Origin of the sequence: Pseudomonas sp. Z003-0.4C(8344-21) (assembly GCF_900104975.1) — a bacterium.
In the GTDB taxonomy this organism is placed as follows: Bacteria; Pseudomonadota; Gammaproteobacteria; order Pseudomonadales; family Pseudomonadaceae; genus Aquipseudomonas; species Aquipseudomonas granadensis.
In genome coordinates this window covers 4860856-4884857 of record NZ_LT629756.1, presented here as the reverse complement: position 1 = coordinate 4884857, position 24002 = coordinate 4860856, and the positions used below count along the sequence as shown (strand labels likewise).

Annotated in this window: 26 protein-coding genes and 1 tRNA gene; 16 read left to right on the top strand and 11 right to left on the bottom strand. The window is 60.2% G+C overall.

Features of this window, described 5'->3' with window-relative positions; all coding sequences use genetic code 11:
* The first annotated feature begins 12 nt into the window (after window positions 1-12).
* The 4 genes from BLU24_RS22075 (at window position 13) to BLU24_RS22060 (ending at window position 3355) form a co-directional block, all read left to right on the top strand.
* On the top strand, window positions 13-1092 hold the full coding sequence (locus BLU24_RS22075) for a serine hydrolase domain-containing protein (protein WP_093103905.1): 1080 nt from the start codon (window positions 13-15) through the stop codon (window positions 1090-1092).
* The gene (locus BLU24_RS22070; protein WP_093103902.1) at window positions 1089-1385 is read left to right on the top strand and encodes an amidase; all 297 of its coding nucleotides are present in this window, start codon (window positions 1089-1091) and stop codon (window positions 1383-1385) included. The genes BLU24_RS22075 and BLU24_RS22070 overlap by 4 nt, the downstream gene beginning before the upstream one ends.
* A gap of 220 nt (window positions 1386-1605) precedes the next feature.
* On the top strand, window positions 1606-2196 hold the full coding sequence (locus BLU24_RS22065; protein WP_093103899.1) for a YceI family protein: 591 nt from the start codon (window positions 1606-1608) through the stop codon (window positions 2194-2196).
* A 1-nt stretch (window position 2197) separates the two neighbouring features.
* Entirely contained in the window at window positions 2198-3355 is a 1158-nt protein-coding gene (locus BLU24_RS22060) for a phospholipase D-like domain-containing protein (protein WP_093103897.1), read from the top strand.
* 131 nt (window positions 3356-3486) lie between these two features.
* On the opposite strand, the gene bglX is transcribed toward BLU24_RS22060, so the two are convergent.
* Window positions 3487-5778: a beta-glucosidase BglX gene (gene bglX, locus BLU24_RS22055; RefSeq protein WP_093103895.1), complete on the bottom strand. Its 2292-nt coding sequence runs from the start codon at window positions 5776-5778 to the stop codon at window positions 3487-3489.
* Window positions 5779-6030: 252 nt separating this feature from the next.
* On the opposite strand from bglX, the gene BLU24_RS22050 reads away from it, so the two are divergent.
* The 4 genes from BLU24_RS22050 (at window position 6031) to BLU24_RS22035 (ending at window position 9461) form a co-directional block, all read left to right on the top strand.
* Entirely contained in the window at window positions 6031-6639 is a 609-nt protein-coding gene (locus BLU24_RS22050) for a LemA family protein (RefSeq protein ID WP_093103893.1), read from the top strand.
* Window positions 6640-6664: 25 nt separating this feature from the next.
* Complete coding sequence (locus tag BLU24_RS22045; protein WP_093103890.1) at window positions 6665-7420, top strand: TPM domain-containing protein; 756 nt, start codon at window positions 6665-6667, stop codon at window positions 7418-7420.
* Window positions 7421-7453: 33 nt separating this feature from the next.
* Window positions 7454-8071 carry a TPM domain-containing protein gene (locus BLU24_RS22040; protein ID WP_093103888.1) on the top strand — a complete coding sequence of 206 codons (618 nt, stop codon included), beginning with the start codon at window positions 7454-7456 and terminating at the stop codon, window positions 8069-8071.
* A gap of 163 nt (window positions 8072-8234) precedes the next feature.
* On the top strand, window positions 8235-9461 hold the full coding sequence (locus BLU24_RS22035) for a class I SAM-dependent methyltransferase (RefSeq protein WP_093103885.1): 1227 nt from the start codon (window positions 8235-8237) through the stop codon (window positions 9459-9461).
* A gap of 65 nt (window positions 9462-9526) precedes the next feature.
* Here the strand turns inward: BLU24_RS22035 and BLU24_RS22030 are convergent, their stop codons facing one another.
* Window positions 9527-10432, bottom strand: coding sequence for a DMT family transporter (locus BLU24_RS22030; protein WP_093103882.1), 906 nt, complete (start codon window positions 10430-10432; stop codon window positions 9527-9529).
* 267 nt (window positions 10433-10699) lie between these two features.
* Here BLU24_RS22030 and BLU24_RS22025 point away from each other — a divergent pair, with 267 nt between their 5' ends.
* Together BLU24_RS22025 and BLU24_RS22020 are read left to right on the top strand one after the other, a co-directional pair.
* Window positions 10700-11281: a DJ-1/PfpI family protein gene (locus BLU24_RS22025; RefSeq protein WP_093103879.1), complete on the top strand. Its 582-nt coding sequence runs from the start codon at window positions 10700-10702 to the stop codon at window positions 11279-11281.
* Between the two features lie 160 nt (window positions 11282-11441).
* Window positions 11442-11786, top strand: a complete 345-nt coding sequence (locus BLU24_RS22020) for a YegP family protein (protein WP_093103876.1) — start codon at window positions 11442-11444, stop codon at window positions 11784-11786.
* Between the two features lie 162 nt (window positions 11787-11948).
* Here BLU24_RS22020 and BLU24_RS22015 read toward each other — a convergent pair whose 3' ends face one another.
* Window positions 11949-12968 (bottom strand): DUF4917 family protein, encoded by a 1020-nt coding sequence (locus tag BLU24_RS22015; protein WP_093103874.1) that lies wholly within the window; start codon window positions 12966-12968, stop codon window positions 11949-11951.
* 154 nt (window positions 12969-13122) lie between these two features.
* Here BLU24_RS22015 and yiaY point away from each other — a divergent pair, with 154 nt between their 5' ends.
* The 5 genes from yiaY (at window position 13123) to BLU24_RS21990 (ending at window position 16734) form a co-directional block, all read left to right on the top strand.
* Window positions 13123-14271: an L-threonine dehydrogenase gene (gene yiaY / locus BLU24_RS22010; RefSeq protein WP_093103871.1), complete on the top strand. Its 1149-nt coding sequence runs from the start codon at window positions 13123-13125 to the stop codon at window positions 14269-14271.
* A gap of 28 nt (window positions 14272-14299) precedes the next feature.
* Complete coding sequence (locus tag BLU24_RS22005; RefSeq protein WP_157720868.1) at window positions 14300-14590, top strand: hypothetical protein; 291 nt, start codon at window positions 14300-14302, stop codon at window positions 14588-14590.
* Between the two features lie 38 nt (window positions 14591-14628).
* Window positions 14629-15342, top strand: a complete 714-nt coding sequence (locus BLU24_RS22000) for a hypothetical protein (protein WP_093103866.1) — start codon at window positions 14629-14631, stop codon at window positions 15340-15342.
* An 84-nt stretch (window positions 15343-15426) separates the two neighbouring features.
* Window positions 15427-16065 (top strand): LysE family translocator, encoded by a 639-nt coding sequence (locus BLU24_RS21995; protein ID WP_093103860.1) that lies wholly within the window; start codon window positions 15427-15429, stop codon window positions 16063-16065.
* Between the two features lie 165 nt (window positions 16066-16230).
* A complete protein-coding gene (locus tag BLU24_RS21990; RefSeq protein ID WP_093103858.1) occupies window positions 16231-16734 on the top strand; it encodes a DUF4142 domain-containing protein in 504 nt (167 codons plus the stop codon).
* 119 nt (window positions 16735-16853) lie between these two features.
* Here the strand turns inward: BLU24_RS21990 and BLU24_RS21985 are convergent, their stop codons facing one another.
* The gene (locus BLU24_RS21985) at window positions 16854-17264 is read right to left on the bottom strand and encodes a low affinity iron permease family protein (protein ID WP_090282181.1); all 411 of its coding nucleotides are present in this window, start codon (window positions 17262-17264) and stop codon (window positions 16854-16856) included.
* A 162-nt stretch (window positions 17265-17426) separates the two neighbouring features.
* On the opposite strand from BLU24_RS21985, the gene tam reads away from it, so the two are divergent.
* A complete protein-coding gene (tam, locus tag BLU24_RS21980) occupies window positions 17427-18197 on the top strand; it encodes a trans-aconitate 2-methyltransferase (protein ID WP_093103856.1) in 771 nt (256 codons plus the stop codon).
* A gap of 73 nt (window positions 18198-18270) precedes the next feature.
* Here the strand turns inward: tam and BLU24_RS21975 are convergent, their stop codons facing one another.
* The 7 genes from BLU24_RS21975 to BLU24_RS21945 all read right to left on the bottom strand — a co-directional run bounded on the left by BLU24_RS21975 (window position 18271) and on the right by BLU24_RS21945 (window position 23969).
* On the bottom strand, window positions 18271-19530 hold the full coding sequence (locus tag BLU24_RS21975) for a type II toxin-antitoxin system HipA family toxin (protein WP_093103853.1): 1260 nt from the start codon (window positions 19528-19530) through the stop codon (window positions 18271-18273).
* Window positions 19523-19840: a helix-turn-helix transcriptional regulator gene (locus BLU24_RS21970; protein WP_093103851.1), complete on the bottom strand. Its 318-nt coding sequence runs from the start codon at window positions 19838-19840 to the stop codon at window positions 19523-19525. Before BLU24_RS21970 ends, BLU24_RS21975 begins: the two co-directional genes overlap by 8 nt.
* A 255-nt stretch (window positions 19841-20095) precedes the next feature.
* Window positions 20096-20169: transfer RNA gene (locus BLU24_RS21965), tRNA-Gly, on the bottom strand.
* A gap of 163 nt (window positions 20170-20332) precedes the next feature.
* A complete protein-coding gene (locus BLU24_RS21960) occupies window positions 20333-21217 on the bottom strand; it encodes an alpha/beta fold hydrolase (RefSeq protein WP_093103847.1) in 885 nt (294 codons plus the stop codon).
* 315 nt (window positions 21218-21532) lie between these two features.
* Entirely contained in the window at window positions 21533-22225 is a 693-nt protein-coding gene (locus BLU24_RS21955) for a pseudouridine synthase (RefSeq protein ID WP_093103844.1), read from the bottom strand.
* Window positions 22226-22258: 33 nt separating this feature from the next.
* Window positions 22259-22477, bottom strand: coding sequence for a cysteine-rich CWC family protein (locus BLU24_RS21950; RefSeq protein ID WP_275407429.1), 219 nt, complete (start codon window positions 22475-22477; stop codon window positions 22259-22261).
* A gap of 4 nt (window positions 22478-22481) precedes the next feature.
* Window positions 22482-23969 carry a sensor domain-containing diguanylate cyclase gene (locus BLU24_RS21945; protein ID WP_093103838.1) on the bottom strand — a complete coding sequence of 496 codons (1488 nt, stop codon included), beginning with the start codon at window positions 23967-23969 and terminating at the stop codon, window positions 22482-22484.
* Between the last annotated feature and the right edge of the window lie 33 nt (window positions 23970-24002).

The following is a 24002-nucleotide window of genomic DNA, read 5'->3' as shown; positions in this document are numbered from 1 at the left end:
AGAGCCTCGACCATGTTCAAAGGTCTGTCCCTGTTCCTGCTGCTCATCAGCCTCACCGCGCACGCCGAACAGTGGCCCGGCGAGCAATGGCCGACCGGCCCGAAAATCACCGGCCCAGCCGTCGAGGCGCTGGAAACCTACGCCTTCCCGCCCCGCGACGACAGCACCCGCCAAGGCATCCGCACCGACGCCTTGTTGATCATCCGCGACGGCCAGATCATCTACGAACGCTACGCCGGTCCGACCACCGCGCAAACCGCGCACCTGACCTGGTCGATCAGCAAAAGCCTGATGGCCACCGTGCTCGGCGTGGCGTATGGCGAACACCGCTTCAAGCTCGAAGACCCGGCCGCGCAGTATTACCCGCCGCTGGCAAACCACCCGGGGATCAAAATCGCCGACCTTCTGCACTGGGCCTCGGGCATCGACTGGCAGGAAGACTACGAATACGCGCCGCTGAAATCCTCGGTGGTGGCGATGCTCTATACCCGCGGTCGTCGCGACATGGCCGTGTTCGCCGCTGATCATCCGACCTACGCTGAACCGGGTCGGGCGTTTCGTTATTCCAGCGGCGACAGCAACCTGCTCGCCGCTGCGTTGAAAGGCATGCTCGGCCCGCAGCGTTATGCCGATTACCCGTGGACGGCATTGTTCGAACCACTGGGGATTCGCCGCGCGGTTTGGGAAATCGATGCCAGCGGCACGTTCGTCGCCTCGTCTTACGCCTACCTTACCGCGCGGGATCTGGCGCGAGTCGGGCTGCTGATGGCGCGCGACGGGCGCTGGCAGGATCGGCAATTGCTGCCCCAGGATTGGGTTGCGTTCAACCGGGAACCCTTCGCCAGCTACAAGGCGGGTCAGGACGAAGCCGTGCCCGGCGGTCATTGGTGGCTCAATCGCGCGGTGGACGGCGCGTCATCGCCATGGCCCGCCGCGCCACCCGACACCTTCGCCGCGCTCGGCCATTGGGGCCAGGCGCTGTACGTGATTCCCGGCCAAAAACTGGTGGTTGTGCGCTACGCCGATGATCGCGATGGCAGTTATCGCCACAACGAATTGCTCGCGCGCGTACTCAAGGCGGTGCAGCCATGAAGCGCTTATTGCTGTTGCTGCTGGTCCTGCTGCTCGGCTGGATCGCTTACGAGCGTGAAAATCTGTGGGCCTTTCCGGACATCATCAGCGCCTACACCGCCAAGGAATATTGCTCGTGCCGGTATGTGATGAACACCGACGCCGAATACTGCCGTGGCTATGTAAAGCAGTGGCTGCCGATCAGCCAGTTCACCGATGACAGTGCCAGCAAAACCGTCACGGTCAGCGGCATCGGCCGCAGCAATAGCGCGCAGTGGCAGAACGAACGCCACGGTTGCCGCCTCATTCCGTGACCACACCCAATTCCCTGTGAATGGAGATCATGTGGGAGCTGGCTTGCCAGCGATTGCAGTGGATCAGCCAGCGAAAATTTTGCCTGTGACGACGCTATCGCTGGCAAGCCAGCTCCCACAAGGGTCTCATCAGTGCAGGCATCTGTGGTGATCTTCAGTTTGCAATAACTCGGCGGGCGGTTAATGTTCGGCTCAGGTTTATCGCCCCCACGAGTGCTCAATGTTCAACCGCTCCCTGTACACAACCCTTTCCTGCCTGCTGCTGGCCGCCGCCGCATTGCCGGCCCAGGCCAATTGGTATCTGGACGGCGAGTCGTCGCGGCTGTCGTTCGTCAGCACGAAAAACGCCAGTGTCTCCGAAGTGCAGCGCTTTCTGGTGCTGCACGGCAAGGTCGATCCCAATGGGCGGGCCGAAGTCGAGGTCGAGCTGGAGTCGATCAACAGCGGCATTCCGCTGCGCGATGAGCGGATGCGCAAGGAGTTGTTCCAGATCGAGCAGTTCCCGGAAGCGACGATCACCACGCAGATCGACCTGCGCCCGATCAACGATCTGGCCCCCGGCGCGCAGCTGGAATTGCGCCTGCCGCTGACCGTCAGCCTGCATGGCAAGCAACACGAATATCCCGCCGAGCTGCTGGCGACACGCCTCGATGACCGGCGTTTTCAAGTGGTGACCCTGGAGCCGCTGGTAATTAACGCCGCAGATTTCGACCTCGCGCCTGGGCTGGAAAGCCTGCGCAAGCTCGCCGATCTATCGGCTATCAGCCTGTCGGTACCGGTGGGTGCGGTGCTGATCTTCACGGCGCGCTGACATGCGCGGCGCAGTGTTTCCCTGGCGCGACGGCAACCGCTTCGAGCTGCTGATCGATGGCCCGCAATTCTTTCCGCGGATGCTCGAGCACATCGCCGCCGCCAAAGAACAGATCGAACTGGAACTGTATCTGGTCGAAGCCGGCGCCTGCGCCGACACCATCGTCCAGGCGCTGGCGGCGGCGGCCGAGCGCGGTGTGCGTGTGCGCTGCCTGTTCGATGATTACGGCAGCCTCGCGTTTACCTTGCACTTGCGTCAGCGCCTGACCGCTGTCGGGGTGGAACTGCGTTTCTATAATCGCTTGAGCTGGCGGCGATGGGTCGGCAATTTCTATCGTGATCACCGCAAACTGCTGCTGGTCGATCAATGTCTGGCGGTGGTTGGCGGCACCGGTGTCACTGATGAATTCTGGACGCCGGGCGAGGACACCAGCGAGTGGCACGAAGTGATGGTGCAAATCAGCGGTCCGCTGGTGATCGACTGGCAGTTGCTGTTCGATCGCCAGTGGATCGCCAATCGCTACCGCCGCGCCTGGCGCCCGGCCGCGCATTTCGGCTTGCCGCGTTTGCCGCGTGTGCCGGACAAGGGCGAGGGCATGGGCCGCGTGGCTTATGCCGATGCGCGGCAGCATCGCGACATTCTGCAATCACTGTTTCGCGCGCTGAACAGCGGGCAGAAACGCATCTGGATGGCCACGCCGTATTTCCTGCCGACGTGGAAAATCCGCCGCTCGCTGCGCAAGGCCGCGGCGCGCGGTGTCGACGTGCGTTTGCTGCTGACCGGGCCGCGCACCGATCACCCGTCAGTGCGCTACGCCGGGCACCGTTACTATCCGCGACTGCTCAAGGCCGGGGTGCAGATCTTCGAATACCAGCCGTGCTTCCTGCACCTGAAAATGGTGCTGGTGGACGAATGGGTGAGCATCGGTTCGTGCAACTTCGATCACTGGAACCTGCGCTTCAATCTGGAAGCGAACCTGGAAGCACTGGATCCGTCGTTGACGGCGGCAGTGGAGGCGAGTTTTGTCAGGGACTTCGGGCTGAGTCAGTTGGTCAGCCTGGAGGAGTGGCAGCGCCGGCCGTTGTGGCGGCGGGTCAAGCAGCGGGTGTGGGGCTGGGTGGATCGGTTGGTGGTCAACATCCTCGATAGACGCGGTTAACGGGACACCCCAAAAACACTGTGGGAGCTGGCTTGCCAGCGATGAGGCCATCACATTCAACATATCAGTTGACTGTCAGGCCGCCATCGCTGGCAAGCCAGCTCCCACAGGTTTATGTGTTACCTGAAAAATTACAGCAATTCGAAACTCTGCTGCGTCACGCTCTGCGAATCCAGGCCGATCTGCACATTGAACTTGCCCGGCTCGGCCGCGTATTTCAGTTGGGCGTTGTAGAACTTCAGGTCATCCTCAGTGATGGTGAAGTGCACGACTTTCTGTTCGCCGGCCTTGAGCATGATTTTCTGGAAGTTCTTCAGTTCTTTCACCGGGCGGATCATCGAGCCGGTGACGTCCTGAATGTACAGCTGCACCACGGTTTCGCCGTCACGCTTGCCAGTGTTCTTGACCATCACGCTGGCGTCGAGCTTGCCGGTGGCATTCAACGTGGTCGACGACAAGGCCATGTCGCTGAGGGCGAAGGTGGTATAGCTCAGGCCATAACCGAACGGGAACAGCGGCCCGGTGGTGTCATCGAAATACTGCGAGGTGTAGTTGCCCGGTTTGCCCGGGGTGAACGGCCGGCCAATGCTCAGGTGGTTGTAGTAGGTCGGAATCTGCCCGACGGAGCGCGGGAAGGTCACCGGCAGTTTGCCCGACGGGTTGTAGTCACCGAACAGCACGTCGGCAATCGCGTTGCCCCCCTCGGTGCCGCTGAACCAGGTTTCCAGAATCGCGTCAGCCGACTGGTTCTCTTCGAGAATCGTCAGCGGGCGGCCGTTCATCAGCACCAGCACCAGCGGTTTTCCCGTGGCTTTCAGCGCGCGGATCAGCTCGCGCTGGGTTTCCGGGATGTTCAGGTCGGTGCGGCTCGAGGATTCGTGGGACATGCCACGGGATTCGCCCACTGCCGCAACCACCACGTCGGCATCCTTGGCGGCCTTGACCGCTTCGTCGATCAACACACTGGCAGGGCGCGGATCATCGACTACTTCCGGCGCATCGAAGTTGAGGAAGTTCAGGTAGTCGAGGACCTTCTTGTCGCCAGTGATATTGGCGCCACGGGCGTAGATCAGCTTCGATTTGTCGCCGATCACTGCGCTCATGCCGTCGAACAGCGTCACCGATTGCGCAGGGCGACCGGCGGCGGCCCAACTGCCCATCATGTCGATTGGCGCTTTGGCCAGCGGGCCGACCAGCGCGACTTTCGCGTTCTTCTTCAGCGGCAGGGTTTCATTCTGGTTCTTCAGCAGTACAAGGCTGCGTCGCGCCACCTCTCGGGCCTCCGCACGGTGCAGACGGCTTTCGGCGTAGGTGTCGGCCGGATCATCTTCGGCCTTGCCGATGCGCAGGTATGGGTCCTTGAACAGACCCATGTCGTACTTGGCGGCGAGCACTTCGCGCACCGCGTTGTCGATGTCTTTCTGTTCGATTTCGCCGGATTTGAGCAGCCCCGGCAGTTCCTTGCCGTACAGGGTGTCGTTCATGCTCATGTCGATGCCGGCCTTGATCGCCAGCTTCGCTGCTTCACGACCGTCGCGAGCGACGCCGTGTTTGATCAGCTCGAAAATCGCCCCGTGGTCACTGACTGCCAAGCCCTTGAAGCCCCAATCTCTGCGCAGCAGATCGTTCATCAGCCAGGTATTGGCCGTGGCCGGAATACCATTGATCGAGTTCAACGCGACCATCACCCCACCGGCGCCGGCATCGATCGCGGCGCGGTACGGCGGCAGGTAATCCTGGTACATCTTCACCGGGCTCATGTCGACCGTGTTGTAGTCGCGACCGCCCTCGACCGCGCCGTACAGGGCGAAGTGCTTGACGCTGGCCATGATGCTGTCGGCGGCGCTCGGGGTTGCTCCCTGATAAGCGCGGACCATGACCCCGGCAATGCGCGAAGTCAGGTAGGTGTCTTCACCGAAACCTTCGGAGCTGCGGCCCCAGCGTGGGTCGCGGGAAATGTCGACCATCGGCGCGAAAGTGATGTCGAGGCTGTCGGCGGCGGCTTCTTTTGCGGCAACACGGCCGGACTGGCCGATGGCGTCCATGTCCCAGCTCGAGGCGAGGGCCAGCGGAATCGGGAAAATCGTACGGTGACCGTGGATCACGTCGTACGCGAAAAACATCGGAATCTTCAGGCGGCTGCGCATGGCGGCGTCCTGCATCGGCCGGTTTTCCGCGCGGGTGATCGAATTGAAGGTGCCGCCGATGTTACCGGCGGCGATCTCTTTGCGGATCAGCTCGCGAGGCATTTCCGGGCCGATGCTGATCAGGCGCAACTGGCCGATCTTCTCATCGAGGGTCATCTGGCCCATCAGGTTGCTGATGAACGCGTCCTTGTTTTCCAAGGGAACCGGGACCGTGGCGGCCAGTACCTGGTGACTGGCCAGGCTGACGAACAGACCCAGCAAACACAGCTTCTTCATGAATATTTTTCTCAAGGGCCCAAACGGTGACGAAACACCGGCCAGCCAAAATGTAAGGAGCGACTATTGTTGTTCGGGTGCCGGCTCGAATATTCAGAGCCAAAAAACCACAGCCGACAGCGGCAGCGTGAACGCGAAGGGCACTTTTTAGCCCATAAGCCCGTCGCAATCCAGTGGCGGGGCCGATTATGCCCCAACCGCCGTGCCGGAATATTCAGCGCGCGGTTTTTTAATCAAAGGAGCATCACCGCAATGACGATCAGCCCGACCTACCGCTCACGTTTGCAAGTGGCCACGCTGCTGGTGCTGGCTACGTTCTTGACCGCGTGCGGCATCAATAATATCCCGACCCTCGACGAACAGGCCAAAGCCGCCTGGGGCCAGGTGCAGAACCAGTACCAGCGCCGCGCCGATCTGATCCCCAACCTGGTGGAAACCGTGAAGGGCTATGCAGCCCATGAACAGGAGACCCTGACCGCCGTGATCGAAGCGCGGGCCAAGGCGACGTCGATCCAGGTCGATGCCAGCACCCTCGACGACCCAGCGAAACTCAAGCAGTTCCAGCAGGCGCAGGATCAACTGACCGGCGCATTGAGCCGCCTGATGGTGGTCTCCGAGCGCTATCCGGACCTGAAAGCCAACCAGAACTTCCTCGCTCTGCAATCGCAGCTCGAGGGAACGGAAAACCGCATCGCCGTGGCGCGCCGCGATTTCATTCTGGCGGTGCAGAAATACAACACCGAGATCCGCACCTTCCCCGGACGCCTGTGGCACAGCGTGATGTACAGCGATCTGCCAGTGCGCGAAACCTTCGAAGCCACCACGCCCGGCGCGGAAAAGGCCCCGGAAGTGAAGTTCTGATCCGATGTTGGCGATGAGGTTGTCCATGCGCGTGTTGAAAACGGGTCTGGTGCTGATGCTCTGGCTGTTTGCCGTCAGCGCCCAGGCCGAATTGACGTTCCCGGCGCTGAGCGGTCGCGTGGTCGATCAGGCGCAGATGCTCGAGCCGTCGCTGCGTGCGCAACTGAGCCAGCAATTGCAGGCCCACGAACAGGCGACCGGCGAACAAGTGGTGGTGGTCACGCTGCCCGATCTGCAGGGCACCACCATCGAAGATTTCGGCGTTCAACTGGGCCGGCACTGGGGCATCGGCCAGAAGGACAAGAACAACGGCGCACTGCTGATCGTCGCCCGTGACGAGCGCAAGTTGCGCATCGAGGTCGGTTACGGGCTGGAAGACCGGCTGACCGATGCGCAGGCGTCGGTGATCATCCATCAGGTCATCACGCCCGCATTCAAGGCCGGGAATTTTAACAAAGGCATCAGCGACGGCGTCGCGGCGATGCTGGTGGTGCTCGGTGGCAATCCGCTGGACGAGCCGTCGACGGTGTACGAATCCAGTGGCGACCCGGCCGATGATTTCATCTCGCGGCACCCGGCGCTGTTCATGTTTTTGGTGATGTTGTTCATCCTGACGGTGTTTGTCTGCCAGATGCTCGGTATCCTGCCCGCCGGCCGTGGCGGCTCCGGAGGCGGGGGCGGTTTTGGTGGCGGTGGATTCGGCGGGGGCGGTGGCGGCGGAGGCGGCTTCAGCGGCGGCGGGGGCAGTTTCGGCGGCGGTGGTTCGTCCGGCGGCTGGTGAGCACAGAACAATAACGAGCAGGCATTTTTCGACATGGCATTACTGACTGAACACGAACAACGCAAAGTCGCCGAGGCGATCGCCCGGGTCGAACGCGACACCGACGCTGAACTGGTCACGGTGCTGGCTGCGCGCGCAGACGACTATGCCTACATCCCGCTGCTTTGGGCCAGTCTGCTGGCGCTGGTGCTGCCGGGCGTTGTGCATTACCTGACCGGCTGGCTGACCCTGCGCAGCCTGCTGATGGTGCAGTGGGGCTTGTTCATCGTGCTGTGCCTGATGTTCCGCCTGCCGAAAATCACCACCCATCTGGTCCCGCGCCGCGTGCGGCACTGGCGCGCCTCGAACCTGGCGCGGCGGCAGTTTCTTGAGCAGAACCTGCACCACACCGTTGGCAGCACCGGCATGCTGATTTTTGTCTGCGAGGCTGAGCGGTATGTGGAGATTCTGGTGGACGAGGGCATTTCGCGGCGTCTGGAAAACAAGAACTGGGATTTGATTGTTGCGGCGTTTACCGAGCAGGTGCGGCAGGGGCGCACGCTGGAGGGGTTTGTTACCTGTATCGAGGCGTGTGGCGAGTTGTTGAAGGTGCATGTGCCGGTGACGCAGGTGAGGAATGAGTTGCCGAATCGGTTGGTGGTGTTGGGCTGAAAAGCCCCTCACCCCAGCCCTCTCCCGGAGGTAGAGGGCTGGGGTGAGGGTAGCTTTTTAACTGTTGAAACCAACCGTTCAGCAAATAAGCGCGTGTCCCCAACCCCCATCCCCCCTAAAATACCCGCCATTCCCGATTTCGCCCGTCCGAGGCCGCTTTTTCATGTCCGTCACCGCCCCCTCCGCGCCGTCCACAAAGTCTGCGCCCGACCACCACGCCCAATTCATCGAGCTGCTGCAAACCAGCCTCGAACAGAACGGCTTCATCAAACTGGTGCTGGCCAAGTACGTCGGTGACGAGGCGGATCTGCAGCGGGTGATCATCAAACCGGTGACGGTCAAGGCCCAGCCGCACCTGTCCTTCGTCTACCGCTACAAGACCCGCGACATCACCAAGAACCTGCCCCTGGCTGAAGGCGTAGCGGCGATTGCCGGGCTGCTGCCGACCTCGTTCAAGAATGCGCATTTGCTGGCGCTGAGTGACGAAGCCCAGCTGGAATACAGCAAAAAGGGCAAGTCGTCGCTGTTCAAGAGCAAACCTCAGCAATTGCGCGAGGCGCCGTCCGCCGAGCATAACCGCGAGAAAAACCGCTTTCTCGAGTTGAGCCGGCCGTTTCTCCAAGACCTTGGCGTGACCAATGCCCAGCACGAGCTGATCCCGGCGATGTCGCGCAAGTGGAAGCAGATCAACAAGTTCATCGAAGTGTTCAGCCACGCCCTGACCTCGTCACCGCTGGCGCTGGACAAGCCGGTGCGGGTGGCGGATTTCGGCTCGGGCAAGGGCTATCTGACGTTCGCGATCCACGATTACCTGCGCAACACGCTGAAGGCCGAAGGCGAAGTCACCGGCGTTGAACTGCGCGAGGAGATGGTCAATCTGTGCAACACAGCAGCGGCCAAACTCGAGCATCCGGGGCTGGTGTTCAAGTGTGGCGACGTGCGCAGCGTCGCGCCGAGCAAGCTGGACGTGATGATCGCCCTGCATGCCTGCGACATTGCCACCGATTACGCGATCCACACCGGCATCCGCTCGGGCGCGTCGATCATCATGTGCTCGCCGTGCTGCCACAAGCAGATCCGCCTGCAGATCCAGAGCCCGGCGCTGCTCAAACCGATGCTGCAATACGGTTTGCACCTGGGCCAGCAAGCGGAAATGGTCACCGACAGCCTGCGTGCGCTGTTCCTCGAAGCCTGCGGTTATGAGACCAAAGTGTTCGAGTTCATCTCGCTGGAACACACCAACAAGAACAAGATGATCCTGGCGGTGAAACGCGCCGAGCCAGTGGCCCCGGCGCAGTTGTTGGCGAAAATTGAAGAATTGAAAGCGTTCTACCACATCAGCGAGCACTGCCTGGAAACCCTGCTGCGCGCAGACGGTTACCTGGCCTGACGCTGACCCTGTGGGAGCGAGCCTGCTCGCGAAGGGGCCATGACAGCCAACATCATAGTTGACTGTCAGTCCGCCTTCGCGAGCAGGCTCGCTCCCACATTCGCTTTCACCGCAGTCTTGCGCCCGAGCATGACGGTAGCAATCACGCCGCAGGCAAATACCCAAGTGATCGGCTCGACGTGTTCGCCGAAGAACATCGCAGAAAAGGCGATAGTGAAGAAAATCTGCAGCAACTGGATCTGACTGACCCGGGCGATGCCGCCCATGGCCAGCCCGGCGTACCAGGCGAAAAATCCGAGAAACTGCGAGAACAGCGCAACATAACCAAACGCCCACCAGGCCCTGGCCGACACTGCGCCCTGATGTTGCAACGCCAGGTACACAACCGGCCCGATCAGCAGCGGCGTCGACAACACCAGCGCCCAGCAGATCACCTGCCAGCCGCCCATCTCTCTGGCCAGGCGGCCGCCCTCGGCGTAACCCAGCCCGCCGACAGCAATCGCGCCGAGCATCAACAAATCCCCGGCCTGAATGCTGCCCGCCCCGGTGTACAAGGCATAACCGAGCACCAGCGCACTGCCCAACGCGGCGCAAGCCCAGAAAGCTTTCGACGGGCGCTCATGGGACAGCCACGCCGCGTACAGCGCCACGCACAGCGGTTGCAAACCATTGACCAGCGCACCGTGGGACGCCGGCAACGTTTGCATGGCCCACGCCGACAACACCGGAAAACCCAGGATCACCCCGGCGATCACCAGGCTCAGGCCTTTGACTTGCTGCCAGCTCGGCCACTTCTCGCGACGCCACAACAGCAGCAGCGCCGCCGGGATTGCCGCGAACAGTGCCCGCCCCAAGCCGTTGAGCAGCGGATGCAGTTCCTGCACCACGATGCGGGTGAAGGGCAGGGTCAGGCTGAAAATCACTACACCGAGCAGGCCGAGGGCCATGCCGGTGTTTTCGCGCGACGACATGAGAGGCACCGGATTTGAGGTGGCTGAAAGTCATCCATCTAGCCATAAACCGCACGCTTCAGGCTGTTACAGACAGACACAAATTGAGGCGTACAGTTTGCCGACGCCATCGCGAGCAGGCTCACTCCTACAAGGGGAATGCATTCCAAATTGTAGGAGTGAGCCTGCTCGCGATGAACGATGGCTCGGTCTATAACCCCCACCACCAAACATCCAGATTCGGTCTACCTTGAATACTTCCAGACCTTTCCCGCAGGAGTGCTCCCCATGCCCGCCAAAAAAATCCTCATGCTGGTCGGCGATTACGTCGAAGACTACGAAGTAATGGTGCCGTTCCAGGCCCTGCAAATGGTGGGTCACAGCGTGCATGCCGTGTGCCCGGACAAAGCCGCCGGACAAACCGTGCGCACCGCGATTCATGACTTCGAAGGCGATCAGACCTACAGCGAAAAACCCGGCCATCTATTTGCCCTGAATTTCGACTTCGCCAAGGTCAGCGAGGCCGATTATGACGCGCTGCTGATCCCCGGCGGGCGCGCGCCGGAGTATCTGCGGCTGAACGAGAACGTCCTCGAGCTGGTGCGCGCCTTCGACAACGCCGGCAAACCGATCGCCGCGGTCTGCCACGGTGCGCAACTGCTGGCCGCGGCGGGCGTGCTCGAAGGACGCGAATGCAGCGCCTACCCGGCCTGTGCGCCGGAAGTGCGGCTGGCCGGCGGTATCTACATCGACATCGCAGTCACCGACGGCCACGTCCAAGGCAATCTGGCCACGGCACCGGCATGGCCCGCGCACCCGAAATGGCTGGCCGGGTTCCTCGGGTTGCTCGGCACGCAAATCATCTTGTAATGAGTGGTCATGCCCGTTCGCGAGCAGGCTTGCTCCCACGAGAATGCGTTCCAGTGTGGGAGCCAGCCTGCTGGCGATGGGGCCGCAACAGGCGACAGATAGCTCGCGCTGGTCTTTACTTTGAAGCGCACTCTGCCTAAATCGCCCAGGAGCAACGCGCATGTCCGGATGGTACGAAGTCAGCAAAAGCAGCAACGGCCAATTCAGGTTCGTGCTCAAAGCAGCGAATGCCGAAACGATTCTGACCAGCGAGCTGTACACCACACGCGCCGGCGCCGACGGTGGCATCGCCGCCGTGCAGAGCAACAGCGCGGTGGACGAGCGCTACGAAAAAAAGTCGACCAAGGACGGCCATCCCTATTTCAATCTGAAAGCGGCCAACCATCAGGTCATCGGCAGCAGCGAGGCGTACTCCTCGGACGCCGCTTGCGATAAAGGCATCGCCAGCGTCAAAAGCAACGGCGCGACCAAGGTGATCAAGGACAAGACCTTGCCGGTCCTCTGAACACACCACCTTCCCTGGAGCGAGCCTGCTCGTGATGAGGCCATCGGCTTCGATAGAGATGCCGAACAATAGACCGCTATCGCGAGCAGGCTCACTCCTGCAGTTGAAATGCGATCCCCTGTAGGAGTGAGCCTGCTCGCGATGGCGTCGGTAGCCTCGCCGCTAAACCTCGACCGGCACCGACAATTTCGGATTGCCCAGCGCATGGCTCTTGGCATCGAAGAACCGCAACTCGACCCCGGTGCCGTCGAACACCCTGGTGTAATGGCGCTTCTGATGCTGGACGAACGCCGCACTGCGCGGGTAAATCGAGATCGCCACGCTTGTCGGTTTGGCCAGGCGCAGCGCGCGGATGATGTGCGCATCCTGTTCGCCCAAGGCATGGCCGAAGATGCACAGGCTGCCGTCGTGTCCCAATAACTGCTGATAACAGAACGACAGGTAATCCGAGCTGCGGATGGTCTTGAGCTTGTCCGCGCTTGGCCCTTCGCTGACGAACAGCGGCACGTCATCGAGGGTTTTCAGGGTGTTGTTGATGGCGAAACTGCCGAGCAGCGTGCCCTCGGTCGAGGTCAGTTTGCGCGCCGTGCCGTCCTGGTTACGCACCAGATGCAGACCGCCGTGCAAGTACAGCAAGCGCGGTTTGTCAGTGGTGCTTTCGCTCAGGTCGAAACTGGCGTTCGGGCCGTTGAACAGATCGTCGATCACTGTGCTGTCGTGTTGCAGCGCCCAGTAGTTGAGCAGATCGTAATTGGTGGTGAACACCGTGCGATAGCGCGCCAGTTCTTCGCTCAGCGTCGCCAGCGTTGACAGCTGCACCAGCCGCCACGGGATGTGCATGGCGTGCACGGTGTTAATCAGCGCTTCCTTGATCGCGTAGTAGCGATTGCGCGGCGCCGCCGAGCTGACGGCTAGCGCCTTGTTGACCCGGCTGGTGGTTTTCAGTGCGCCGAGTACCTGCTCGAAGCTGCGCGTTTGCAGCGCATCGAACACCGCCAGCTCCGAGGCGCTCAAAGGTTTTTCTTCCACGGTGCGGGCATTTTCGAACAGCGAGTCGTAGCCGAAGTCGTCCCATACCGCGCGGCTGGCGCCATTGCCCACCAGCAAACCGTTGAAATCGGTCGCGGCGCGCAGAGCGTTCCAGTCTTCGAGGGTGGCGTCGACATTCAGAAAATCAGTCATTGCGCAGGCGTCTCAAAACAAAGGGGCAGATGGGCGGCGACTTTATCACGAGCGGGCATTGAGCCAGATCAACATCCGTCGTGACCGATCGGTCGATCCTGTGTGCATCCGCCGGAGCGCAGCGCTCGAGCCGGCCCTAGTCAGGAGACACACGATGAGCAGCACCTTCTTCATTCCGGCGGTCAACATCATGGGCAGCGGCTGCCTCGACGAAGCCATGGACGCGATCCGCAACTATGGCTTCGGCAAGGCGTTGATCGTCACCGACAGCGGTCTGGCCAAGGCTGGCGTCGCCACTCTGGTGGCCGAGAAACTGGCGATGCAAGATATCGACTCGGTGATTTTCGACGGCGCCAAACCCAACCCGAGCATCGCCAATGTCGAGGCCGGGCTGGCGCTGTTGCAGGACAGCGGCTGCGATTTCATCGTCTCGCTGGGCGGCGGTTCGCCCCACGACTGCGCCAAAGGCATCGCTCTCTGCGCAACCAATGGCGGGCACATTCGCGACTACGAAGGCGTCGATCGATCGCAAAAGCCGCAACTGCCGCTGGTCGCGATCAACACCACCGCCGGCACCGCCAGCGAGATGACCCGGTTCTGCATCATCACCGACGAATCGCGCCACGTGAAAATGGCCATCGTCGATCGCAACGTCACGCCGCTGCTATCAGTCAACGACCCGCAATTGATGGTCGCCATGCCCAAAGGCCTGACGGCGGCAACCGGCATGGACGCGCTGACCCACGCCATCGAAGCTTATGTCTCGACCGCCGCCAACCCGATCACCGATGCCTGCGCACTCAAGGCCATGAGCCTGATCAGCAACAACCTGCGCCTGGCCGTGCGCGACGGCAGCGACCTGGCCGCACGGGAGAACATGGCCTATGCGCAATTTCTCGCCGGCATGGCCTTCAACAACGCCTCGCTGGGGTTCGTCCATGCGATGGCGCACCAGTTGGGCGGCTTCTATGATTTGCCCCACGGTGTGTGCAACGCGGTGTTGCTGCCTCATGTGCAGGCGTTCAATGCGCAGGTGTGTGCTGAGCGACTGAGAGACGTCGCCCATGCGATGGGCGCAGACATTCGCGGTTTCAGCGCGGAGCAGGGCGCGCAAGCCGCGATCAACGCGATCCGTAGCCTGGCCAGAGACGTTGAGATTCCCGGCGGCCTGCGTGAGCTGGGCGCCAAACTCAGCGACATTCCACTGCTCGCCGCCAACGCCTTGAAGGACGCTTGCGGATTGACCAATCCACGGGCGGCGGATCAGCGCCAGATCGAGGAGATCTTTCGCAACGCTTTCTGAGAACGGTACAGCAGCGACTGTCTACGTAATGGCAATTTGGTCTGCTTTTGTTGAATCGTCCGGTTCAGAAGGGGATAGTGCGCGACTGGAAATGTATTGCGAGGGCGAGCGCAGTGAAATTACCCGAACCGTTGAGATCGCCAAAACCAGCTCCCATGGCTACGCGGACCTTATCGTGAGAACGAGGGAAACAGGTACTTCAAGTGTGGGCAAGGGCGACGCTTGCAAGGATAAGATCACCGAGTCCAAACCCGTTTCGACAACCTTGCGTTATGACGGCAAGTCTTACGTTCTGCCACAAGGTTTCAAAGGTCTGTAATCGACCTGCATTCACACGACTGTCATCAAGGAAGAACCATGCTCCCACCCACCAGATTGCTGATTGCCATTGGTTTTCTCGCCTGTGCCTTCCAGGCCCAGGCCGCGTGCGACATCAAGGCCTTCGACGGCAAGTCCCTGTCACGCTGCAAGGTCTGGCCTGCGGTGCAGAACCAGGCGATCGCGGTGACCTCGACGTACCTGGCCGACCCCGGTGACGATGAGGCCGGTGTGTTCGATCTGGATCTGGCGATCGTCGACGCGAGCAGCGCCAAACCCATCGCCACCTACCGCAAACCGGGGGCGTACAACTCCGATGCCGTGCGCTTCGAGGACCTGCGGATCGACACGGCCCGTTATCGACTGGCGCCCGAGACTCGGGCTTTTGGCTTGCGCTCGAGGTTTTCGCACAGCTCCCAGGCCAACCCCTACGAAAAAACCGATCTGGCCCTGTATGTGCGCGAAGGCAATGCGCTGCGCCCGGTGCTGGAGGGGCTGGTGATTGCCAAGAGCAACGGTGAGTTCGTAGATTGCGAAGGCTACGAGAAGAAGATTCGCCGTAGCGTCGAAGTGGGGCCCACCAGCCACCATGGTCTGGCCGACCTCATCGTCACCACCCGTGGCAGCAAGACGAAAAACACCCGGTCAGGTCAGCAATGTGTATCCAGCGTGACCCAACTGAAACAGACCCGTATCACACTGACTTACGACGGCGAGCAATATGTCGTTCCTGAGGACTTCAGGGGGTATTGATTAATGATTTCTCACCGGTCGGCGACCTCGCCTCGCGGCTGATATAGACTGGCCGCCACGTGTTCTGGCGCTTGCAGGTTCCCCATGACTCCATCGTTGCTTATGGCCGTGCTGGCCTCGGGTTTCATCTACGGCATTACTCCAGGACCGGGCGTGCTGGCGGTGTTCGGCATCGGTGCGGCGCATGGGCGGCGGGCCGGGGCGGGGTTTCTCTGTGGGCATTTGCTCGGTGATGTGGTCTGGTGCAGCACGGCGTTGATCGCGATTGTCGGCGCCCGTGAAATCGGCAGCACGGCGTTCGATGTGCTCGGTGTGCTCAGCGCGCTGTATCTGTTCTGGCTCGGCTGGCGTGCGGTGCGTGCCCAACGGCGCAATGGCGACGAAGCGCAAGGCGCCGCGCGTCAGCCGTTCTGGCACGGCATTGTCTTCGGTCTGACCAATCCCAAGGCCTACCCGGTGGCCGTGGCGACGTTCACGGCGCTGCTGTCGAGCCGCGCCGAACTGCTCAACTGGTCGATGCTGCCGGCGCTGATTGCCCTGAGTTTCGTTGGCGGCGCGCTGGCTTACGCGATTCTGGTGGGCGTGGTCGGCGCCCATCGCGTGCGCAAGATTTATCAGCGTCACGAACTGTTGATCACACGCCTGTGCGGGGTGATGTTCATCGGTTTCGCCATCAACGCGCTGATGCATGCGCTGCCGGGTTTGATGCCGACCAAGAGTTGATGCGGGATCTGCCGGACGCACCGTTCGTCGTGCCTGGGCCAGTTTTTCTAAACCTTTGACCGTTAAAACATTCCTAACTGAGGCGGACGTTTGTCCGCCACGTGTATTTAAGCAGCGGGCGAATCACTGCCCGCTTGAGTATTTTCAACGAAGGAGGGCGCGACCATGAGCCGGATGGCCACCCGTATACGTACCGTCAGTTTTGCAACCCTGCTCGGCCTGTGCGCCAGCAGTGCGTTCGCCCAGTCGCCTGCCGAATTCATCAATGATGCTTCCGCCAAAGGCATGGCCGACATCGAAGCCAGCCGTCAGGCCCACGGCAAGACCGAATCCAAAGAGGTCAAGGATTACACCATCGTCGTCATCAACGACCGCACCACGGCCAACCAGCACCTGGCGAAAATCGCCAGGAAGCTCGACTTGCCGGTTGCGCCCCGCGAAGAGCTCGCCGACAAGGCCAAGGAATTGATGCCGGAAGTGAAGGATGGCGCGACCTTCGATCAGGCCTACGCGGCCAGTCAGGTCAAAGCCACCGAAGAAGCCATCACCCAGATCGAGCAACAGGCACAGACCACCGACGTGCCGGAAATCAAAGCGTTTGCCGATGAGACTTTGCCAAAACTGCAAAGCCATCTGGAGAAGGCCCGGGCTCTACAGGCCAGTCGCTAAATTCTCAAGCTGATCCCTGCATCCCCAAACCTTCGCAGGGCCTGCTTGATGCAGGCACTGTCGAAGGTTTTTTTACGCCTGCGACGCGTCTCGTGTGGGAGGGGTTATATGCAGATTGCTCAGCACTCATTCAAATCCTGCTTCGGCTTGCTCTTGTCACCGAGCCCCTCAAGCTCGAACACTTGGTTCTCCCCCAGCGAGCGATAGTGCTTGCGCAATTCCTCCAGTTGCTTGAGGTCCAGCGCTTCCAGCCCGAGCATTGCGTTCTGCGCTTCCTTGTTGACCCGCAGCAGCTCATCGAGCTTGAGGTGCAGGATGTCGGTGTCACGGTTTTGCGTGTTCTGGATCAGGAAAACCATCAGGAATGTGATGATCGTGGTCGAGGTGTTGATGATCAGTTGCCAGGTATCGTTGTAACCAAAAATCGGTCCGCTCAAACCCCATAACCCGATCAGGATCAACGCGCCCATAAAGGTCTTCGGGCTACCGGCCCAGAGTGCGAGTTTTTGGGCGATTTTTGCGAATTTCATGACAGCGTTCCTTTTTCAGCGAGCTTGAAATTGAGACAGTCGCTGCGCTTGGAAAATTCTAATTACAATTCGACTCCGAACACTGGACGTTGGTAGGAAAGGCAGGTGCGCCGGATCGCGGTATGGTGACCCACCGCTGAACCGCCCCGACAGGAGAACGCAATGAGCTGGTCTGCCAAGCAATACGTCGCTTTCGAAGATGAACGCACCCGCCCGGCCCGTGATTTGCTGGCGGCGATTCCCACGGCTGATGCGCGAACCGTGGTCGATATCGGTTGCGGTCCCGGTAACTCCACGGAGTTGCTGGTGCAGCGGTTTCCTGCGGCAAAGGTCAATGGACTCGACAGCTCGGCGGACATGATCGATGCGGCACGCCAGCGCTTGCCGCAGTTGCAGTTCGACGTGGCCGAGATTGATCAATGGGCGGATGCAGGTCCGTTCGATGTGATCTTCGCCAACGCCGTGCTGCAATGGGTGCCTGATCACGCGACGTTGCTGCCGGCACTGGCAAGCAAGCTGTCAGCGGGTGGCAGTCTGGCGATCCAGATGCCCGACAATCTCAATGAACCCTCTCACCGACTGATGCGCGAAGTCGCCGCCAATGGCCCATGGGCGAGCAAGCTCGCTGGCGCGGCAGGGCAGCGCACCGACATGGCCAGCGCCAGCGAATACTTTTCAATGCTGCGACCGCACTGTGCGCGAGTGGACGTGTGGCGTACGACTTATCACCATCAGTTGTCTGGTGGGGCGGCGGGGGTCGTGGAGTGGTTCAAGGGGAGCGGGTTGATTCCGTTTTTGAGCCCGTTGACCGAAGAGGAACGGACGCAGTATCTGCAGCAATATCTGGCGGCGGTTGAAGACGCTTATCCAGCATTGGCCGACGGCTCGGTGCTGTTGCCGTTTCCACGCTTGTTTATTGTTGCGACCCGCTGAAAAAAACGCTCGGCAGGCTCGCTTTTATGTCCTGCACGCAGGCTCAGTTTGCTAGTCAGTGGAATCTGTCGATTCAACGAAGGAGGGCGATGTTGCTATCGATCCTGCCCTGGATGACTTGCAAAGTCTCTGGGGTTATCTCGTTCGGAAGCAGTTCGGCAGCGATTGCCGAAAACCGGCTGGCAACGGCGCATATTCGATCTATCACGTCCTCCGCTTTATCGATTGATATTTCCGCTTCCTGCGAAAGCCTCAGCATCTCCTTGCGGCCAATTTCCAAAGCTTCACCCATGATGTCCATTTGGTGATAACCGCCGGGCCCTTCGCAAAAGGTCACGTCGAAGGCAGGCGACAACTTCCACTCGCCGGGAGACGACATGAGATAGGCGAAATTCTTCGGATGATCATCCCGGTTGTTGAACGCGACGTTGAAAACCGCTCGTTCGAAGGCCAGCGCTTTCTCGCGCACGTCGTTAGTGCAGTGATGGGTCGCACGGAGAAAGTTCACGTAATCCAATGCGCCGGGGGATCGAAAGTCGGCTCCCGTCAAGGCTGCCAGGCTCTGCATGGGGATGCGCAGACCGTCTTGTCGGTCGAAGCGTCTGCTGGCGAAAGCGGCCATTCCATCAGGCAGGCGGAAGTGCTGGCTGTCGGGCGTCTCGATGCCACACAAACGCAGGCATTCTGAATAGGCCATTTCGACTGCGCAGACTTCGGGATGCTCGCCCTGACCGGGGAATTTCACCAGCCAGGCTTCGAATCCAGAGACCGTCGCCGTGGTAAATGTCCCGGTTCTGGGATCGCGATAGATCAACGCCTTGGGTCTGGCACCTTGCGGCGAGCCACCCACCAACAATAACTTCTGCAGCAACTGTGCATCGTCGCCGTCGAGCACTTCGCGTACTTCAGCCGCCAGCAGCTCAATCGAGCTATGGGTGGCCGGTACCATTAACTCAGGAGCGACAGGCTCGAACGACATGGCGCCCATCGCGTTCGCGCCGACGTAGGCCAAACGCTCCAGGGGGCCGATGCGTGCGGCGTTGAGGCCGCGACGTTTGAACAAGCGATCCATCAGAAGCATGCCCCAACCATCCGGCAACGCATCATAGACCGGGCCGGGAAGACCCATTTGATGCGATGGGAAATCTCGCCTCAGCTTCCCGCCCGCTAACGGGAGGCGAAGGGAGGACAGTTCCAGGCCTTTTTTCTTCGCCTCATCGCTGTACTCAAACACTATCAATGGGCGCCCGGTCAACGCTGTTGTGGAAACAAGCGAGCCCCAAAGCCAGCGCTCACCCCAGCCCTCGTAATAAACGTCAACCCTTTCAAGCATTGTCAGGTTTCCTTTTGATGCGCTGACGCTTGGCGCTGTTTTCATAACGCAGGATGTCGTCCAGGGTTTCGAGCCTGGGCTGGAACAAGTCTTCGAGTTCTTTTCCTCGGCCTAGCACCATCGCAACGCGCACCAGATTCTCGAACCCGACGTTGCGTCCTGACTCCAGATTGGACACGGTGTTGATTCCGATACCAGCCCGTGCGGCCACATCAGCCTGGGTCATTTCCAGAGCGAGCCGTTCTGTACGAAGCCGACCGCATAGGCGTTTGACGATTTCGGCGGGTGTGCTGAGATTAAGCTCCAGCATGGCAAGGTCTCTTGAAGAAGTCTGATTTCTGAAGTGTAGCGTAAATCCCTTTTAGTGGATTTTATCCGCAAATTATCGATATAAAACACCAAATAATGGATTTATGTGGGGGAAGGATGTTTTGGTCAATATCGAGGGGATACTCTTGAAATTGTCTTTTTACAAATCCCGGACACAAAAAAACCGGCCCTGTAGGCCGGTTTTTTCATTCCTGCGTCCCCCGTCCAAAAAGCATGACGTGAGACAAGATTCGGTTGGAGCGGGTAGAGGGAATCGAACCCTCATCTAAAGCTTGGGAAGCTTTCGTTCTACCACTAAACTATACCCGCTCAGAGCGGCTGACTTTGTACCAGACTCGGCCACGGATTTGAAGTTTTCTTTTCTTTTCAGCGGCTTTTTACGTAGAAACCGGTCAGTCGCGAGCAAGGGCTGCAAAGGTCAGACGAACGCCTCCCGCCCCCCGCCTGCAGCCTTGCCCGCGCTGACATCCTTTCAAATAGCCAATGCATGTTGGCCCTGCACAAACGAGTAGCGCGTTCGATTGGTCTGCTGCGCCGGTTTCAGAAAGCCGAGCAAGGCATTCTGGCTGTCGCGGCACGCGGCTTTATGTTCCATGTCGAGAAAATGCCCGGTGGCTTGCAGGGTGGTGAACGTGCTTTGCGCCACATGGTCGCCGAACAGGCGTGCGTCTTCGGCGGCGGTGTATTCGTCCCATTCGCCGTTCAGAAACAGCACCGGTACGTTGATCTTCTTCGCCGCGTTCAAGTAGCACTGGCGGTCGCTGTGCAGCACATCGTTGATGTGGAAATGCATCTGCCCGTATTCATGTTCGGCCAGGCTGCTGACATGGCGGTAGTTGAAGCGCTTGAACAGTGACGGCAGGTGTTTGCCAATGGTGCTGTTGACCAGGTGGCCGACGCGGTCGCGATCCAGATTGCCGAGGTAATCGACGCCGCGCTCAAGATAATCGAGCATATGTGCGTTGATCACCGGCGAGAACGAGCTGATCACCGCTCTTTCGATGCGTCGTGGCTGCTGGGCGAGGGCGACCAGAGTGGCGGCACCGCCCCAGGAAAACGACAGCACGTGTTCGGCGGCGAAGTGGTCGATCAGCTCCAGCAGGATCTGTCCTTCGACTTCCTTGGTCAGATGTTTCTCGTGGCGATTGTGGGCTTTTGAGCGACCGGCGTAGGGCTGGTCGTAGCAGACCACATTGAATTGCGGATGCAGGTTCTTCACCGTCTGGGCAAACGACGCAGTCGTGGCCATCGAGCCGTTGACCAGAATGATGGTCTTTTCTGCGGCGTCTGCGCGATAGAACTCCGTGTAAACCCGATACTGACCCTGTATATCCAGCACAGCGATTTCTGGCCTCATGTCGTAAGACTCCTGGCAAGCAAGCGGGTATGCGCGCAACGAAGATTGCACGAGCTTTGTGACAGGTAGGCATACGCCTGGAATGTGTTGGCCCATGTCGATCCGGTAAGGCAGGTCGACGGGTGTTGTTATTGGCGGGCAGTCTGCCGGTTGCAGTGCAGCCCCGAGGGCGTGCGACCGACAAAAAGTTTCTTGGAAGTATGTGGTGACTCATCGGTCACATTTCGGCCGACGACCTGATTCAAGCAGGGGAGTCTGGATCGTGCAAGTGCCGTTGGTAAATTGTTCGACAACTTCGGCTGAGCGGTCGCAGGCTTAGAACAACTGAATCTCTTCGGTGCGCAAAGCGCGGTACTCGCCCGGTTTTAGCGCGCTATCGAGGGCCAGTTCGCCCATCGATTCGCGGTGCAGGCGCAGCACCTTGTTGTCGAAAAAACCAAACATGCGCTTCACTTGGTGATAGCGGCCCTCGACGATGCTCAGCCGCGCCGAATGCGGCCCTAGTATCTGCAGGTGTGCCGGTTGGGTGGTCAGGTTTTCAAAGGCGAAATAGATACCCTCGGCAAAGGTCGGCGCATAGCGTGCGTCAATCTCTTGCTCGGTCTCGACGTAATAGACCTTCGGCAGCTTGGTCTGCGGTTGAGTCAGGCGCCGCGACCAGGCGCCGTCGTTGGTGATCAGCAGCAGCCCGGTGGTGTTGAAGTCCAGGCGCCCGGCGATGTGCAGGTCGGCCTTGTCCGGTTCATCAAGCAGGTCGAGCACGGTCGGGTGTTGCGGATCGCGGGTGGCGCTGACGCAGCCCGGTGGCTTGTGCAGCATGAAGTAGCGCGCCGGTTTACCGCTTTGCAGGATTTCGTCATCGACTTCGATGCGGCTGAATTCCAGCACCTCGCTGTGCGGGTCGCTAACGACTTTTCCGTCAACACGCACGCGCTTTTCCACCAGCAACAGACGAACCTGCTGACGGTTATAGCGGGGCAGGTTACTGAGGAAACGGTCGACGCGCATGGTCAGCATTCAATGGCTAAACGGCCGCGCATCTTACGGGATCGGGCGCCGGCCTGCTTGCAGTTGCGCCTCGACCTGCGCGCAACGTGGACACAGGCAGGACTGGTTGCGCAGCGCTGGCGGCAGTGCCTCGAGCACCGCCGGGTCGATCGTCACGCCGTAGCACCAGCATTCGCGGTCGGCCGTGCGCGGATCAGCCAGGCTGCAGTCGTTGCGAGCGCCGCAGGCCGGGCAAAGGTCGGGTTTTGCAATATCGTCAGGCATAAGTCGAGTGAGGCATTTCCACGCAGGTGCGGTTGCGGCCGGTGTGCTTGGCCCGGTACATCGCATGATCGGCCCGCGACAGCAGACTGTGCAAGGTGTCATCGCGTTGCACGGTGGTGGCGCCGATGCTCACGGTCAGATTCAGGCTGTGGCCGTTGTAGGCATATTCGTGTTGCTCGACGTGTTGGCGGATCTTCTCGGCAATTTTCTGACCGGTGTCGCCGTCGGTGTCCTTCAACAATACGATAAATTCCTCACCGCCCCAGCGACAGACAATGTCGGCGTGGCGCAGACAGCTTTGCAGATCGCGGGCGAAGCCGAGCAACACCTGATCGCCAGCCATGTGACCGTGGGTGTCGTTCAAAGCCTTGAAGTGATCGAGGTCGAGCAACAGCGCAGTCAGCGGTCTGGTCTCGCGCTGAGCTTCGTGCAACGCCTGCGCGGCAAGAATGTCGAAGCCGCGGCGGTTGGGCAGGCCGGTGAGGCTGTCGAGCGTGGCCAATGCCTGGATTTTGTTCTGGTAGCGTTTGATCACCCGGTTGAGCAGCGCCAGCACGATCAACGTCACCAGCAGGCAGATCAGCAGGTTGAGGTACAGCGACTGGCGGATTTCACTCAACGCACCGTCTTCACGTTTATCAACGAACAGGTACCAGTTCAGCTCTGGAATAAACCGCACGTTGAGGAAATGCCCCTGCCCGTGGGTGGAATATTCATAACTGCCGCTGTGCGGTTTTGGCAGCTGGCTGATCAGGCTCTTCATGCTGTCCAGCTCGCCGAGGCTCTGGCCGATGTGCGCACCTTGCGGTCCGCCCTCGGCGCCGGTGAGGACCAGGCGCCCGAAGGTGTCAACGAAGTACACGCTGCGTTGATAGCGCTGCTGATATTTGTCGATCAGCTTGATCACCGCGTCGACGGTCAGCCCGACACCCGCCGCGCCGATGAACCGATCGTGGTAGTCGTAAACCTTGTAGTTGATGAAAAATGTCAGGTTGTCCTTGTTGGCCAGATCCGGGTCGACGTTGATCTCGTACGGGTCTTTCATGTCGCGCACGCGGAAGTACCAGGCATCTCGCGGCTCGTCGACCTTGACCTGCTTGAGCACGCCCTTGGCGTGGTAATAAGTGTGCGTGCTGTCGGAGACGAAAAACGCCGTATAGGCGCCGTAATGGGTCATGACCTCGTCGAGGTAGCGGGTCATCTGCTCCGGGTTCTGCTCACCGTTGACCACCCAGTCGCGCATGAACGTGTCGCGGGACATCATCGAAGAAATCAGGATCGGCCGGACCAGATCCTTCTGGATTTCCGAATAGACCGTGTCGGAGGTCAGTGGCAGTTCGGTGTTGACGATGTTGTCGCGAATCGACGCCCGCGAGGCGTAATAGCTCAGCAACGACGTGGCGAGGAAACCGGCGCCGAGCAGCGCGACCAGGGTCAGCACCAGTGAGCGTTGCGAGTACAGCGGTGAACGAAGCGGCATGGCAGATCCGTTGGCAGTGACCCGATGGCAAGC

Excerpts from the sequence above, each read along its gene's own strand:
- BLU24_RS22075 (WP_093103905.1), top strand. The coding sequence starts at position 13 with ATGTTCAAAGGTCTGTCCCTGTTCCTGCTGCTCATCAGCCTCACCGCG.
- BLU24_RS22070 (WP_093103902.1), top strand. The coding sequence starts at position 1,089 with ATGAAGCGCTTATTGCTGTTGCTGCTGGTCCTGCTGCTCGGCTGGATC.
- BLU24_RS22065 (WP_093103899.1), top strand. The coding sequence starts at position 1,606 with ATGTTCAACCGCTCCCTGTACACAACCCTTTCCTGCCTGCTGCTGGCC.
- BLU24_RS22060 (WP_093103897.1), top strand. The coding sequence starts at position 2,198 with ATGCGCGGCGCAGTGTTTCCCTGGCGCGACGGCAACCGCTTCGAGCTG.
- bglX (WP_093103895.1), bottom strand. The coding sequence starts at position 5,778 with ATGAAGAAGCTGTGTTTGCTGGGTCTGTTCGTCAGCCTGGCCAGTCAC.
- BLU24_RS22050 (WP_093103893.1), top strand. The coding sequence starts at position 6,031 with ATGACGATCAGCCCGACCTACCGCTCACGTTTGCAAGTGGCCACGCTG.
- BLU24_RS22045 (WP_093103890.1), top strand. The coding sequence starts at position 6,665 with ATGCGCGTGTTGAAAACGGGTCTGGTGCTGATGCTCTGGCTGTTTGCC.
- BLU24_RS22040 (WP_093103888.1), top strand. The coding sequence starts at position 7,454 with ATGGCATTACTGACTGAACACGAACAACGCAAAGTCGCCGAGGCGATC.
- BLU24_RS22035 (WP_093103885.1), top strand. The coding sequence starts at position 8,235 with ATGTCCGTCACCGCCCCCTCCGCGCCGTCCACAAAGTCTGCGCCCGAC.
- BLU24_RS22030 (WP_093103882.1), bottom strand. The coding sequence starts at position 10,432 with ATGTCGTCGCGCGAAAACACCGGCATGGCCCTCGGCCTGCTCGGTGTA.
- BLU24_RS22025 (WP_093103879.1), top strand. The coding sequence starts at position 10,700 with ATGCCCGCCAAAAAAATCCTCATGCTGGTCGGCGATTACGTCGAAGAC.
- BLU24_RS22020 (WP_093103876.1), top strand. The coding sequence starts at position 11,442 with ATGTCCGGATGGTACGAAGTCAGCAAAAGCAGCAACGGCCAATTCAGG.
- BLU24_RS22015 (WP_093103874.1), bottom strand. The coding sequence starts at position 12,968 with ATGACTGATTTTCTGAATGTCGACGCCACCCTCGAAGACTGGAACGCT.
- yiaY (WP_093103871.1), top strand. The coding sequence starts at position 13,123 with ATGAGCAGCACCTTCTTCATTCCGGCGGTCAACATCATGGGCAGCGGC.
- BLU24_RS22005 (WP_157720868.1), top strand. The coding sequence starts at position 14,300 with ATGGCAATTTGGTCTGCTTTTGTTGAATCGTCCGGTTCAGAAGGGGAT.
- BLU24_RS22000 (WP_093103866.1), top strand. The coding sequence starts at position 14,629 with ATGCTCCCACCCACCAGATTGCTGATTGCCATTGGTTTTCTCGCCTGT.
- BLU24_RS21995 (WP_093103860.1), top strand. The coding sequence starts at position 15,427 with ATGACTCCATCGTTGCTTATGGCCGTGCTGGCCTCGGGTTTCATCTAC.
- BLU24_RS21990 (WP_093103858.1), top strand. The coding sequence starts at position 16,231 with ATGAGCCGGATGGCCACCCGTATACGTACCGTCAGTTTTGCAACCCTG.
- BLU24_RS21985 (WP_090282181.1), bottom strand. The coding sequence starts at position 17,264 with ATGAAATTCGCAAAAATCGCCCAAAAACTCGCACTCTGGGCCGGTAGC.
- tam (WP_093103856.1), top strand. The coding sequence starts at position 17,427 with ATGAGCTGGTCTGCCAAGCAATACGTCGCTTTCGAAGATGAACGCACC.
- BLU24_RS21975 (WP_093103853.1), bottom strand. The coding sequence starts at position 19,530 with ATGCTTGAAAGGGTTGACGTTTATTACGAGGGCTGGGGTGAGCGCTGG.
- BLU24_RS21970 (WP_093103851.1), bottom strand. The coding sequence starts at position 19,840 with ATGCTGGAGCTTAATCTCAGCACACCCGCCGAAATCGTCAAACGCCTA.
- BLU24_RS21960 (WP_093103847.1), bottom strand. The coding sequence starts at position 21,217 with ATGAGGCCAGAAATCGCTGTGCTGGATATACAGGGTCAGTATCGGGTT.
- BLU24_RS21955 (WP_093103844.1), bottom strand. The coding sequence starts at position 22,225 with ATGCGCGTCGACCGTTTCCTCAGTAACCTGCCCCGCTATAACCGTCAG.
- BLU24_RS21945 (WP_093103838.1), bottom strand. The coding sequence starts at position 23,969 with ATGCCGCTTCGTTCACCGCTGTACTCGCAACGCTCACTGGTGCTGACC.